Below are 12416 nucleotides of genomic sequence, written 5' to 3' on the forward strand. Positions count from 1 at the left end.
TCTCTCGCGGCAGTTTATTTTGAAGTGTCGTCGGGGGGCGTCTTCGGCCAAGTCAGGAAGAATGTCCAGATCGCATAGCCCAGCATCGCGCAGGCGATGGCGATCCACAGCCCCTCATTTTGGTAGATTTCGAAGGCGAGCCAGGCCGCCACGGCGGCGGTGATGGCGACCCGGCGCCACAGAGGTTTGTAGAAGGGCGAGGCCTGCTCGTAGGTTTTCGCCCGACCACCACCTGGCTGCGGTCTATCGTCCATCGATCTGCTTGCCCATGATGGCAATCGCCTGCTGATAGACAGTAGCCGCATTCCAGCCCTGGATGGCGCCGAAATTGGTCTGGCCCGGCTGGTAACCCTGGCCTCTCACCCAGCCATGGCCTTTGAGGAAATTGGCGGTCGAGGCCAGCGCATCGGCCTTGGAATTGAGATTGACGCGGCCGTCACCATCGCCGTCGACGCCATAGAGCCGGACATTCTTGGGCAGGAATTGGGTGTGCCCGACCTCGCCATGCATGGCGCCGCGCGCCGAGGCCGACAACGTGCCGCGGTCGACGAGGGCGAGCGCTGCGTAAAGCTGTTCGGTGAAATATTCGGTGCGCCGGCAGTCATAAGCGAGCGTCGCCACTGCCGAGAGCGTGTGCTGATTGCCGGTCACATTGCCGAAGCCCGTCTCCATGCCCCAGATGGCGAGCAGTGGACCGGGCGGCACGCCATATCGCTTCTCGATCGAGGCGAACAGCGCCGCATTGGAATTCTTGAGCGACCGCCCGCGCGACACGATCGCCGGGGCGCCGCGTTTCGCCATGAAGGCCGACAGAGACAGCTTGAAGCTCTTCTGGCCGCGATCGGCCCGGATCGTGGCCGTCGAATAGGTCGTGTCCATGAGGGCGGCGAGCGCCCGGGGCTTGACGCCATTCTCTTTCGCCTCGGCGGCAAAGCTCTGCTTCCAGCGCTCGAAATTGGCGCCTGTGCTGCTGCATTTCGCCGCTTCTGCCGCCGCGCCCCCGACCATGACCGCCAACGCCGCGACCATGCCCATGAATTTGCCGTGCCTCATGCCATTCTCCGCCTCTAGAGCCTTACCCACATTGATCGGATCGGAACGATCCGATCAATGTGGGTAAAAAGGCTCGAATTACATTTAATCTGGAGCGCTTCCTTATCGCCAAAGTCGAGCAACTTTGGCGAGAAGCGCTCTAGGTAACCCCATCTCGCTGGCGGACATTGCCATCAGAACTCGCCCTTGTCACCGCTTGGATGAGATGGCATCAGGGGGTGGATAGCCCCATGCAGAAGACGCAACCCCAAATCGAGGCATTGTTTCCGACTCTCGTCTATCGCGCCGGTCTCGACCGCGCCGATAGCCTTAACCATGCGCTGGAACAGGCCGCTTTCGAGCTCGCCGAGCATGACGAGGCCGGCCGGCGCTGGTGCGCCCGGCATGGCTATCCGGGATATACGTCCTATGGCTCGCTCGCCGATCTGCCTGACCGCAGCCCGCCCTTCGCGCGGCTGAAGCGCCTGATCCAGCAGCATGCCGCCCGTTTCGCCCGGGAGCTTCACTGGGATCTGCGCGGCGGCAAGCCGCTCTGCGACACGATGTGGGTGAATGTCCTGCCGGAAGGCGGTTCCCACAGCTCCCACCTTCACACCAATGCCGTGCTGAGCGGCACCTATTACGTGAAATCGCCGCCGGGCGCCGGGCCGATCGTTTTCGAAGACCCGCGCCATGCGCTGATGATGGCCGCCCCGCCGCGCAAGGCCTCAGCCCCCCGCGCTTCCAGAACCTATGTCGCGCAGGACCCGATACCCGGAACCCTGCTCCTGTGGGAAAGCTGGCTGCGCCATGAGGTGCCGCTCAACCGGGCGGCGGGCGAGCGCATCAGCGTCAGCTTCAATCTGGTAATCGGCTGAACATCGATAGGCCGGTGCGCAAGTAACACACCCGCTTCCCGCCGCGTTAAAACCGTATATAGTCCCGCGATTGGCGATTATCCGGTGCGTATCATGAAGCTTTCCTCGCCTCTCCTCCTGGCGCTGACCGCGCTGCTGACTTCTGTGTTTCTGCTCGCCGGCTCAGGCGAAGCCGCCACCAAGAAGAAGCAAAAACAGCCCGAGCCCGAGCAGTCCGTCTATGACCAGCCCTTGCGGGTGGTGGTCGTGCGCAACATCATCGGCAATTGCGAGCCGCTCTGTCCGCAATGGATTTCGGCCGAAGGCCAGATCACCGCGAGATCGCCCGCCGTGTTCAGGAAGGCGCTGGCCAAGATCGGCGACCAGAAGCTTCCCGTCGTCATCACCTCGCCCGGCGGCGACCTCGATGCGGCGCTCGCCATCGGCGACATGATCCGCAAGCGCGGCCTCGACGTGGCGGTCGGCGGCACGCATTTCGGCGGCTGCGCGCCCTTTCAGAAATCCTGCAAGCTGCCGAAGGAGCAGAAAGGCATCTATCGCGGCTTCGTCGTCACCCAGCAGGGCTTCTGCGTATCGGCCTGTCCGATGATCCTCGCCGCCGGCGCGCACCGCTTCGGCGGCCCGGAGAATTATATCGGCGTGCATAAGATCAGCCGTGTCATCACCCGCGAGAAGGTGCGTTATCTCGAAAGATATCTCATCGTGAACGGCAAGAAGAAGGTGGTGAGCCGCAAGATCGTCAGCCGCAAGCCGATGAAAAGCCAGATCTCGACCAAGCTCGACAAGCGGCTCGAGAAGAAGCTCGTCGCCTATCTGAAGAAGATGGGGGTCGAGCCCAAGCTCCTCGCTTTGTTCGATCGCGCCCCGCCCTCGTCCATGTATCGCTTGATGGGCGATGAGCTGCGGACCACGAAGCTTGTCACCGATAGTACGCCGAGCGCCGATCTGGCCCTGGTCGGCCGCTGCCTCGCCGCACCGCCCGCCGCCAATTGCGTGGCCGTGAAGGAGACGGCGAAGCCCTGATGTCGTTTCAGATGAACACTGAGGCCGTCAGCAGGGACAGCACGAAGAGTGTGAAGAAATATTGGTGCATCCGGCCCCTCTACTGGACCGCGCGATTTCGCTGCGCGTCGAGAACCTTGAACTCATCGAGGAGCGCGCTGCAGGCTCTGCCGCCAGCCTGGCATTTGATGGTGGTCCAGGCCTGCCAATCGCCCCGGCGTATGACACGCCGGCAGGCGACGGCGGGATGCGCTTTGTTGCCGGGCTTGGTGACGGCCAGCATCTGGTAGGTCTTCTTGTGCCAGTAGCCGACAAAGCGGGCATTGCCGCCGATTTTCGTGAAATCCTTCGTTTTCAGCACATTGGCGGCGATCTCTTGCGCGGAGTTGCCGGCTACGCCGCAGAAATTTGCTTGCGCCGCGGCTGGAAACAGAACGGTCGCCGCCACAAAGGCGGCCGCCATCGTTTTTCTTGCACGTATCACGCTTGCCCCCAAATAGAGCATCGGACCGAAAAGTGCGAAGCGGTTTTCGGATAATCCGATGCGCAAAACAAAGACTTAGAGCGCCACGGCGATTCTGACAACTTACGGCGCTCTAAGGCGTCACGACGCCCGCTCTTTTCACCGCGCGCGGCCGGTTGATTTCGCGCCAGGTCGAATTGGCGACATGCGCGGCGGGGAAAGGATCGCGGCGCACGAATTCGCCGTCGCCCGCTTTGGCCCGGAGATCGCCGTCCTTCCAGGCGATCCGGCCACGCGACAGCACGGTTACCGGCAGGCCGGTCACCTGATAGCCTTCGAAGACATTGTAGTCGATGCGGCTCACTTGCGTCTTGGCCGAGATGGTTTTCGACCGTGTCGGATCCCACAGCACGAGATCGGCGTCGGAGCCGACATCGACCCGGCCCTTCTTCGGATACATGTTGAGGATGCGCGCGATATTGGCCGAGGTGACGGCGACGAATTCTTCTTTGGTCAGGCGACCGGTATTGACACCGGCCGTCCACAGCATCGGCATGCGGTCCTCGAGACCGCCGGTGCCGTTGGGGATCCGCGTGAAGTCCTTGGCGCCCATGCGCTTCTGCTCGGTGGTGAAGGAGCAGTGGTCGGTCGCCACCACTTGCAACGAGCCCGATTGCAGGCCGGCCCACAGCGAATCCTGATGCTTCTTCGGCCGGAAAGGCGGCGACATCACGCGCCTCGCCGCATAATCCCAGTCCTTGTTGCGGTATTCGTCCTCATCGAGGGTCAGATGCTGGATGAGTGGCTCGCCATAGACACGTTTTCCCGCTTCCCGCGCCCGTTTGATCGCCTCATGCGCCTCGCGGCACGAGGTGTGCACCACGTAAAGGGGGCAACCCGCCATATCGGCGATCATGATGGCGCGGTTGGTCGCCTCGCCTTCGACTTCCGGCGGGCGCGAATAGGCATGGCCCTCGGGACCGGTGACGCCTTGCGCCAGGAGATCGGCCTGCATGCGGAAGACGACATCGCCGTTCTCGGCATGGACGAGCGGCATGGCGCCCAAACCGGCGCAGCGCGAGAAGGAATGATAAAGCTCATCGTCATTGACCATGAGCGCGCCCTTATAGGCCATGAAATGTTTGAAGGTGTTGATGCCGTAGGTCTTCACCACGGTTTCCATTTCGTCGAAGACCGGCTTGTCCCACCAGGTCACCGCCATATGGAAAGAATAATCGGAAGCCGCCTTCTCCGACTTGCGCCGCCAGTCCTGATAGGCGGCGAGCATCGACTGCTTGGGCGCGGGAATACAGAAATCGACGATCATCGTGGTGCCGCCGGAGAGCGCCGCCTTTGTGCCCCATTCGAAATCATCCGCCGACACGGTGCCCATGAACATGAGCTCCATATGCGTATGCGGATCGATGCCGCCCGGCATCACATAAAGGCCGCCCGCATCGATGATTTCGGCCTTGCCCGGCGCCTCGAGCTTTTCGCCGACGGCGACGATCTGGCCGCCCTCGATCAGCACATCGGCGCGCCGCGAATGATCATGATTAACGACGGTGCCGCCGCGGATGAGAATGGACATCGATGCCTCCGTTAGCTGGTAATTCTCCCTCCCCCTCGTGGAGACAAGGGGGAGGGGCACAGGGTTGTTACATCTTCTTCATTTCGTCGGTGACGGCCGCCGACCAGGCGCCTTCCGGCTTTTTGGAGATGACGGGATCCGAGCCGCCCTTCATCAGCGTGTCCACCGTGCGGTCAGCGGCAGCAGTATCGAGCGTGCCGTCGGAGCCTTCGGTGAGCTTGTTGATCTCCTGCATCATCGTCTTCTGGTGGCCTTCGGTCTGCGCGCCCGTCGCGTCATTATCGAGCACGATCTTGGCCGCATCATCCGGATGCTCGCGCGCCCAGTCCCAGCCCTTCATCGACGCCTTGACGAATTTCGCCATGGTGGTGACGAAGGCCGGATCCTTGAGCTTGTCCTCGAGCACATAGAGGCCGTCCTCGAGGGTAGCGACCCCCTGGTCCTCATATTTGAAGACGATCAGGTCTTCCGGCTTCACGCCCGCTTCGATCACCTGCCAATATTCATTGTAGGTCATCGTCGAGATGCAGTCGGCCTGCTTCTGCAGGAGCGGATCGACATTGAAGCCCTGCTTCAGCACGGTGACGCCGTCCGCCCCGCCATCGGTCTTGAGCCCGAGCTGGCTCATCCAGGACAGGAACGGATATTCGTTGCCAGAGAACCACACGCCCAAGGTTTTGCCCTTGAAGTCCTCCGGCTTGGTGATGCCGGTGTCCTTCCGGCAGGTGAGCATCATGCCGGAGCGCTTGAAGGGCTGAGCGATATTGACGAGCGGCACGCCTTTCTCGCGCGACGCCAGCGCCGAGGGCATCCAGTCGACGACGACATCGGCCCCGCCGCCCATGATCACCTGCGGCGGCGCGATATCGGGGCCGCCCGGCTTGATCGTGACGTCGAGCCCGGCTTCCTTGTAGAAGCCCTGCGCCTGCGCCACGTAGTAGCCGGCAAACTGGGCCTGGGTCACCCATTTGAGCTGGATGGTCACCGCCTCGGCATAAGCCGCGGCGCTGCCCGCCAAAAGCGCCGCGGTCGCCGCCGCGGCCATCAGATATTTCTTCATGCTGAACGTCTCCTCTTTCTCCCTGTGTGTCTACGAGCCTTTGCGGGCCCGGTAGGACGGATGCCAGAAGGTCACCGCGCGTTCGACGAGCGCGATCACCCCGTAAAAGGCCGAACCGGCGATGGCTGCGACGGCGATTTCGGCCCAAACCATATCGAGGCCAAGCCGGCCGACCTCGGTCGAGATGCGAAAGCCCATGCCGACAATGGGGGTTCCGAAGAATTCCGCTACGATGGCCCCGATCAGGGCCAGAGTCGAGTTGATCTTGAGCGCGTTGAAAATGAAAGGCATCGCGGCGGGAAGCCTGAGCTTCAGAAGCGTGTCGAGATAGGAGGCGCCATAGGAGCGCATCAGATCGCGCTCCAGGGCGCCAGCCGCCTGGAGGCCCGTCACCGCATTCACCAGCATCGGGAAGAAGGTCATGATGACGACGACGGCGACTTTGGATTGCCAGTCGAAGCCGAACCACATGACCATGATCGGCGCCACGCCGACGATCGGCAGCGCCGCGAACAGATTGCCGAGCGGCAGGAGCCCGCGCTTGAGGAAGCCCCAGGCATCGCACAGGATCGCCACCAGGAAGCCGGCAAGCGAGCCGATGATCCAGCCGGGCAGCACCGCGCGCAGGAAAGTCTGGATGAAATCCGCCTTCAGCGTCGGCAGCGAGGTGATGAGCTTGGCCCAGATGTCGGAGGGCGCCGGCAGCAGCACCAGCGGAATGCCGAAGCCTTTGACGACGAGCTGCCACAGCAACAGCAGCGTCACGCCGAAGATCGCCGGTACCGCCAGATTGCGCAGCCGCGCCGCCACGGGTGATGCCGTCGAAAGCCCCGACAACGCATCATTGCCGATCCAGATCAACGCCCAGAGGACGAGGACGCCGAGCCAGAAGGTCGCGCCGGGCTTCAGCGCTGCCTGATGCGCCATCAGCCACAGCAGCACTGCCGAAACTGCGATGAGCGCGATCACCGCGAGCGGATTGCGGCGCAGACTTGCGATCATGGCCGGCCTCCCATCGCCAGTGCCACCCGGCGCTCGATGAAACCGACGAGCCAGACGAGCCCCGACGACATCACCGCCGCGGCGACGAGCGCCGCCCAGATCTGCTGCGTCTGGCCGTAATAGGAGCCGTTGAGAAGCCTCGCACCGATGCCGGCCTGGGCGCCGGTCGGCAATTCGCCGACAATGGCGCCGACCAGTGCGATGGCGATCGCCACTTTGAGCGAGGCGAAGAGGAACGGCAGCGCCGCCGGCCAGCGCAGCTTCCACAGCACCTGCGCCGTGCTGGCATTATAGGTCCGCATCAGGTCGAGTTGCATCGGATCGGGCGAGGCGAGGCCCTTCACCATGCCGATGGTGACCGGGAAGAAACAGAGATACATCGAGATCAGCGATTTGGGCAGCAGGCCGGTGAGGCCGATCGAACCCAGCACCACGATGACCATCGGCGCGATGGCGAGAATGGGAATGGTCTGCGACGCGATGATCCACGGCATCAGGCTGCGGCTGAGCGCCTTCACATGCACGATGGCGATAGCCAGACCCACACCGAGAAGAGTGCCGAGAATGAAGCCTAGCAGGGTCGAGGAAAGCGTGACCCAGCAGTGATAGAGAAGTGATTTCGGCCGCCACGGCGCCACGATGAAAACCGTGTTCCACAATTCGATCAGCACCTGATGCGGCGCCGGCAGGACCGGGCGCGGCAATGACCACGAGATCGACAGCGTATTGCCGAGGCCGCCGCCCGCCGCCGCGATCAAGGGCTCGCTCAGCACCCGGTTCATCGGGATCGCCGCCAGATACCAGACGACGATCACGATCAGGACGATGATCGTGACCGGCAGCGTCGAGCCATGGGCGAAAGCGCCCGCCAGCGACGGCCTGGATCGGGTGGCGGCGAGAGTCATGGGGCGAGCTCAATCATCATAGGAGTGCCCTTGTCTCAGGCCCTCGCGCACGCGATGCGCCACTTTCAGGAATTCCGGCGTCTCGCGGATATCGAGCGTGCGGTCTTTCGGAAATTTCGTCTCGATGACATCGATGATGCGCCCCGGCCGGGGCGACATCACCACGATATGGGTCGAGAGAAATACCGCTTCTGGTATGGAATGGGTGACGAAGACCACCGTCTTCTTCGTGCGGCCCCACAATTCAAGCAGCTGCTGATTGAGCTTGTCGCGTACGATTTCGTCGAGCGCGCCGAAAGGCTCATCCATCAAGAGGAGCTTGGGGTCGACGGCGAGCGCACGGGCGATCGAGACGCGCTGCTGCATGCCGCCAGAAAGCTGCCAGGGAAATTTCTTCTCGAAACCCTTGAGATTGACGAGATCGAGATTGCGCGCGATGCGCTCGGCGCGTTCCGCCGCGCTGAAGCCCATGATCTCCAAAGGCAGCGCCACATTGCGCTCGATGGTGCGCCACGGATAAAGCGCCGGCGCCTGGAATACATAGCCGTAAGCACGCTTGCGGCGCGCCTCGTCCGGCTTCATGCCATTGACCGAGATATGGCCCTCGCTCGCCTGCTCGAGATCGGCGATCACCCTCAGCAAGGTGGTCTTACCGCAGCCCGACGGCCCGATGAAGGACACGAAATCGCCGTCCTGGACGGTGAGATTGACTTTCGACAAGGCATAGACCGGCCCATCGGCCGTTTCGAATGTCAGACTCAGCTCGCGCGCCTCGATTACGGACGCTGCCGCCATTCAACCTCCCCTGTCTTCATTTTTGTTCGAGACTCGTTGCAAATGATGCTAAGCGGTCTTGACCATTTGATCAAGAATTAACACCATCGGCTCATGGCGCAATCCAAGCCAAAGACCCCGGGCAAGACCCGCATCCAGGCCATCAACGAGGATATCATCCTTGGGGCGGCGCTCGAGGTGTTTTCCGCCTATGGCTATCGCGGCACCACGGTCGACCAGATCGCCGAGCGGGCCGGCATGTCCAAGCCCAACCTGCTCTATTATTTCCGCCGCAAGGACGACATCTACCGCGCCGTCCTGGAAAAGACACTGGCCGACTGGCTCGCGCCCTTGCGCGGCCTCGATCCCGAGGGTGAGCCCCTGGCCGAGATCTCGCGTTATGTCAGCGCCAAGATGGCCATGTCGCGCGACAACCCCAAGGCCTCCCGCCTCTTCGCCAACGAGATGCTGCATGGCGCGCCCATCATCGGCGACTTCCTGTCAGGTCCCATGAAGGCGCTCGTGGACGACACCGCCCAGATCATCCGCGCCTGGATCGCCAAGGGCCAGATCGCCGCGATCGATCCGTATCATCTGATCTTCACCATCTGGGCGATGACCCAGCATTATGCCGATTTCGACATCCAGATCCGCGCCGTGCTGGGTGAGTCGAGCGACCACTTCCCCAATGCCGAGACGACCATCATCCGGCTCATTCAGGACGGCCTGCGGCCCAGATGACGTTAACCTTGCGTCCCTGGATGGAAGCCGATCTTCCGGTTCTCGAAGCCTGCAATACGCCCGAGGAGAAGAAATATCTGGGCGGCCCCGAGACGCCTGAGCGCCTTTTGCAGCGTAATCGCGACTATGCCGAACATGCCGTGCCGGGCGAGACGCGCATGTTCTGCATCGACCATGACGGCAGGCCCGCGGGCTCGATCGGTTATTGGGAAAAGGATTGGCAGGGCGCCACCGTCTATGAAACCGGCTGGGCGGTGATGCCGCAATTCCAGGGCCTCGGCATCGCCGGCAAGGCGACGGCGGTGCTGATTGCGCGGCTGAAGCCCGAAGCGCGCCATCGCCACCTGCACGCTTTCCCATCACCCCTGAATCCCGCCTCCAACGCCATCTGCCGCCGCGCCGGCTTCGTGCTTTTAGGCGAATATGATTTCGAGTTCCCGCCCGGCCAAATCATGCGCTGCAACGACTGGCGCTACGACCTGAGTTGAGCACCACTCAGGCTTTCGAGACCGCCTTCACCATCCTGGCGACACCTGACTTGATCGCGTCGACCGTCGCGGTGCTGGCCGGACTCAACCCGTGCCGCGCGATGAGTTCTTCCGGATCGGCATAAGTCACCCACGCTTGTGACTGCGCGTCTTCCCAGACGAGCAGCTTGAATGGCAGGTCAAGACCCGTTGTCTGCTGGTCCTGCATCAGCGGCGTGCCGCCTTTCGGATGGCCGAAGATCAGGAGTATCGTCGGCCGCAGATTCATGCCGATGCCTTTCGCATTGGCCGCGTGATCGAGGCGCAGGAAGACCTTGAGCCCATTCGCTTCGATGAGCTTCACCAATCTGTCCGCGATGTCAGGCACCGATCCTTCGCACGCAACACCGATGAGATCCTGCATCACATCGCGCGCCCGTCGAAGTTCATCACCGCCACCTGGGCGAGATCGACGCCCTGCAGGCAGCGGATATTCACATAGGCCATGCGCTCAGTTTTGTCGGCGGTGTCCTCGGCGAACGGATGCATGCCGCAGGTACGGCAGAAGCGATGCGCGATCGCATGTTTGTTGAAGGTGTATTTCTGCAGGTCGGTCTCGGGCGAGAGCAGCTGCAGCTTGTTGCGCGGCACCGCGATGAGGAGCGCGCCTTTGCGCGCGCAGATCGAGCAATTGCAATCGACGGCGCCGCCGGAGAGATCACCTTCGACGGTGAACGTGACCTTGCCGCAATGACAGCTTCCCTTATAGCGCATGTTTCTCTCCCCAGAAAAAGGCAGCCGTCCACATGAGGCTAGCTCATCCGTCATCCCGGCGAAAGTCGGGATCCATTTTTACGGCACACGCGCGATGAGCCTGAAGAACATATGCGAGGTCACCATCACATCGGGATCCGCCAGATGGCGCTCGAGATCGGCCATGTCGCGCTCGAGCTCGCTCAGTGTGATGAAGCCGCCGCCAATCAGCCTGTCGCGCACATTGGTGATGAAATCGCGCAGGATCGGCCGCCGGTCATGCCCCGGCGGATAGACATGCATGATCGCATCGACTCGGATATCCTCGACACCGGCTTCACGGAACAGGCGATGAATACGCCGGCCGACGAAGATGTCGATGCCCTGCGTGCGCGTATACGCGGTATAGGCATCGAGCAGATGCGTCCAGGCGGGCAGCGGCGGATCGCAGATATGAGCAAAATAATCGGCTTCGAAGCTCGCGATCCAACCGCCCGGGCGCACCAGCGCCACCATTTCGCGCACGATGCGCTCGGGCTCCGGCACATTGACGAGAACGAGGCGCATATGGGCGCCGTCGAAAGAACGTCGCGGCAGGCCGGTGTCATAGGCATCGCCCTCGCGAATTTCCACATGCGCCAAGCCATGATCATTGACGAAGCGGCGCGCCTGCTCGACGAAATGCCCGCTGCGCTCCAGGCCGAGCACCGAGCCTTGCGGTCCCACGCGTTTGCCGAGGAGATGCAGCACGCCGCCCGGTCCGCAACCCAGATCGACAACGCGTTCGCCAAGCTTGATGCCGATCTTGTCGAATTGCGCGTCGGAGTCGGGAGCGAGATTGGCGATCTGGCGCTTGAGGCGAATTTCCTCGGCCTCGGCGCGCCCCAGCAGATAGACATCGGGCTGAGTCACGGCACGCTCCTGCTTTTTCGATTGTGAGGCGAAAGATCAGAACGGCAATGTTGGCAGTCTGCGACGGTTGCGGCTTGCGGTCAATTCCCGATTCCGGGATCGAATGCGAGCCCGTCACCGATCTCTTCGATAAGCAAAAGCTTCTTCTTAGGGATCTTGCGCCATTTGTCCTTGAGCTTGTCGTCCGAGATCGTGCCGGTGCTGATCTGGACCTTGCCGGTGAGATAGTTGATGCTCACCACTTCGACTTCGCCGCTATTGCGCTGCGTCGAGGAGCTGTCATAGCCGATGAGCTCGAAGCCGCGTTTGCCGGAGCGGAAGCGGAAGGTGGTGGTCCCGGTGCTCCAGGAGCCGGCGCTCGCGAACGAATACAGGTCCACTTTGAGCGTTCCGCGCTCGATCGCGACACCGCCCGATTCACCGACCGGATCGTCCATGACCGGATCTTCGGTCCTGGCGATCAGCGTATGATTTTCGAGCGCGAGCGTGAAGGCTTTGCCGGTGCCGTTGCTGAAGGCGACCGCCAGAATGCGCGGATTGGTGTCGAACGGATCCTGCCCGAGCCCTTCATTCTTGAGGATATTCTTGCGATCGTCCATGCGCAGGAGAAGCAGGAGATCATCCTGTCCGTCCTTGTTGAGATCGCCACTCTGCTGCTTCTCGAGCTTCCAGCCTTTCGGCACGAAAGCCTCGGCCGTCGCCCCTTCTTTGGGCAAGGACGGATAGGTCACCTTGGGGATGACCAGCTCCTGCGCCGAGACGCTGGCCGAGAACAGAATGCCGATGAGGAGGCCGAGGATGGGAGATCGCATGGCTGGGCACCTTGCCAGACCGTC

At 62.2% G+C, this 12416-nt stretch carries 16 protein-coding genes; 4 read left to right on the forward strand and 12 right to left on the reverse strand.

Going from position 1 to position 12416, the window contains the following annotated elements; translation table 11 throughout:
* Nucleotides 1-14: 14 nt before the first annotated feature.
* The gene (locus JHL16_RS20080; RefSeq protein WP_200186613.1) at nucleotides 15-254 is read right to left on the reverse strand and encodes a DUF3329 domain-containing protein; all 240 of its coding nucleotides are present in this window, start codon (nucleotides 252-254) and stop codon (nucleotides 15-17) included.
* Entirely contained in the window at nucleotides 244-1053 is an 810-nt protein-coding gene (locus JHL16_RS20085; protein WP_200186614.1) for a lytic murein transglycosylase, read from the reverse strand. Before JHL16_RS20085 ends, JHL16_RS20080 begins: the two co-directional genes overlap by 11 nt.
* Nucleotides 1054-1283: 230 nt before the next feature.
* On the opposite strand from JHL16_RS20085, the gene JHL16_RS20090 reads away from it, so the two are divergent.
* Both JHL16_RS20090 and JHL16_RS20095 read left to right on the forward strand, forming a co-directional pair.
* Nucleotides 1284-1910 carry a TIGR02466 family protein gene (locus JHL16_RS20090; protein ID WP_200186615.1) on the forward strand — a complete coding sequence of 209 codons (627 nt, stop codon included), beginning with the start codon at nucleotides 1284-1286 and terminating at the stop codon, nucleotides 1908-1910.
* A 93-nt stretch (nucleotides 1911-2003) separates the two neighbouring features.
* Complete coding sequence (locus JHL16_RS20095; RefSeq protein WP_200186616.1) at nucleotides 2004-2933, forward strand: COG3904 family protein; 930 nt, start codon at nucleotides 2004-2006, stop codon at nucleotides 2931-2933.
* Nucleotides 2934-3012: 79 nt separating this feature from the next.
* On the opposite strand, the gene JHL16_RS20100 is transcribed toward JHL16_RS20095, so the two are convergent.
* From JHL16_RS20100 to JHL16_RS20125, 6 genes are all read right to left on the reverse strand, one after another.
* Nucleotides 3013-3375: a hypothetical protein gene (locus tag JHL16_RS20100; protein WP_200186617.1), complete on the reverse strand. Its 363-nt coding sequence runs from the start codon at nucleotides 3373-3375 to the stop codon at nucleotides 3013-3015.
* Nucleotides 3376-3508: 133 nt separating this feature from the next.
* Entirely contained in the window at nucleotides 3509-4966 is a 1458-nt protein-coding gene (hydA, locus tag JHL16_RS20105) for a dihydropyrimidinase (RefSeq protein WP_200186618.1), read from the reverse strand.
* 67 nt (nucleotides 4967-5033) lie between these two features.
* Nucleotides 5034-6026, reverse strand: a complete 993-nt coding sequence (locus JHL16_RS20110; protein ID WP_200186619.1) for an ABC transporter substrate-binding protein — start codon at nucleotides 6024-6026, stop codon at nucleotides 5034-5036.
* 30 nt (nucleotides 6027-6056) lie between these two features.
* Nucleotides 6057-7028 (reverse strand): ABC transporter permease, encoded by a 972-nt coding sequence (locus JHL16_RS20115; protein WP_246770986.1) that lies wholly within the window; start codon nucleotides 7026-7028, stop codon nucleotides 6057-6059.
* On the reverse strand, nucleotides 7025-7933 hold the full coding sequence (locus JHL16_RS20120; protein ID WP_200186620.1) for an ABC transporter permease: 909 nt from the start codon (nucleotides 7931-7933) through the stop codon (nucleotides 7025-7027). Before JHL16_RS20120 ends, JHL16_RS20115 begins: the two co-directional genes overlap by 4 nt.
* 9 nt (nucleotides 7934-7942) lie before the next feature.
* Nucleotides 7943-8728 (reverse strand): ABC transporter ATP-binding protein, encoded by a 786-nt coding sequence (locus tag JHL16_RS20125; RefSeq protein ID WP_200186621.1) that lies wholly within the window; start codon nucleotides 8726-8728, stop codon nucleotides 7943-7945.
* 93 nt (nucleotides 8729-8821) lie between these two features.
* Between JHL16_RS20125 and JHL16_RS20130 the strand changes: the two genes are divergently transcribed.
* Nucleotides 8822-9448 (forward strand): TetR family transcriptional regulator C-terminal domain-containing protein, encoded by a 627-nt coding sequence (locus JHL16_RS20130; protein WP_200186622.1) that lies wholly within the window; start codon nucleotides 8822-8824, stop codon nucleotides 9446-9448.
* Entirely contained in the window at nucleotides 9445-9936 is a 492-nt protein-coding gene (locus JHL16_RS20135; RefSeq protein ID WP_200186623.1) for a GNAT family N-acetyltransferase, read from the forward strand. The genes JHL16_RS20130 and JHL16_RS20135 overlap by 4 nt, the downstream gene beginning before the upstream one ends.
* A 7-nt stretch (nucleotides 9937-9943) precedes the next feature.
* On the opposite strand, the gene JHL16_RS20140 is transcribed toward JHL16_RS20135, so the two are convergent.
* From JHL16_RS20140 to JHL16_RS20155, 4 genes are all read right to left on the reverse strand, one after another.
* The gene (locus tag JHL16_RS20140; RefSeq protein WP_348647239.1) at nucleotides 9944-10303 is read right to left on the reverse strand and encodes a DUF302 domain-containing protein; all 360 of its coding nucleotides are present in this window, start codon (nucleotides 10301-10303) and stop codon (nucleotides 9944-9946) included.
* A gap of 35 nt (nucleotides 10304-10338) precedes the next feature.
* The gene (locus tag JHL16_RS20145; RefSeq protein WP_200186625.1) at nucleotides 10339-10689 is read right to left on the reverse strand and encodes a GFA family protein; all 351 of its coding nucleotides are present in this window, start codon (nucleotides 10687-10689) and stop codon (nucleotides 10339-10341) included.
* A 78-nt stretch (nucleotides 10690-10767) separates the two neighbouring features.
* The gene (locus JHL16_RS20150; protein ID WP_200186626.1) at nucleotides 10768-11580 is read right to left on the reverse strand and encodes a methyltransferase domain-containing protein; all 813 of its coding nucleotides are present in this window, start codon (nucleotides 11578-11580) and stop codon (nucleotides 10768-10770) included.
* Between the two features lie 80 nt (nucleotides 11581-11660).
* The gene (locus JHL16_RS20155; protein ID WP_200186627.1) at nucleotides 11661-12392 is read right to left on the reverse strand and encodes a hypothetical protein; all 732 of its coding nucleotides are present in this window, start codon (nucleotides 12390-12392) and stop codon (nucleotides 11661-11663) included.
* Between the last annotated feature and the right edge of the window lie 24 nt (nucleotides 12393-12416).

The sequence above is a fragment of the Taklimakanibacter albus genome (genome assembly GCF_016595235.1).
Classification (GTDB): domain Bacteria; phylum Pseudomonadota; class Alphaproteobacteria; order Rhizobiales; family Aestuariivirgaceae; genus Taklimakanibacter; species Taklimakanibacter albus.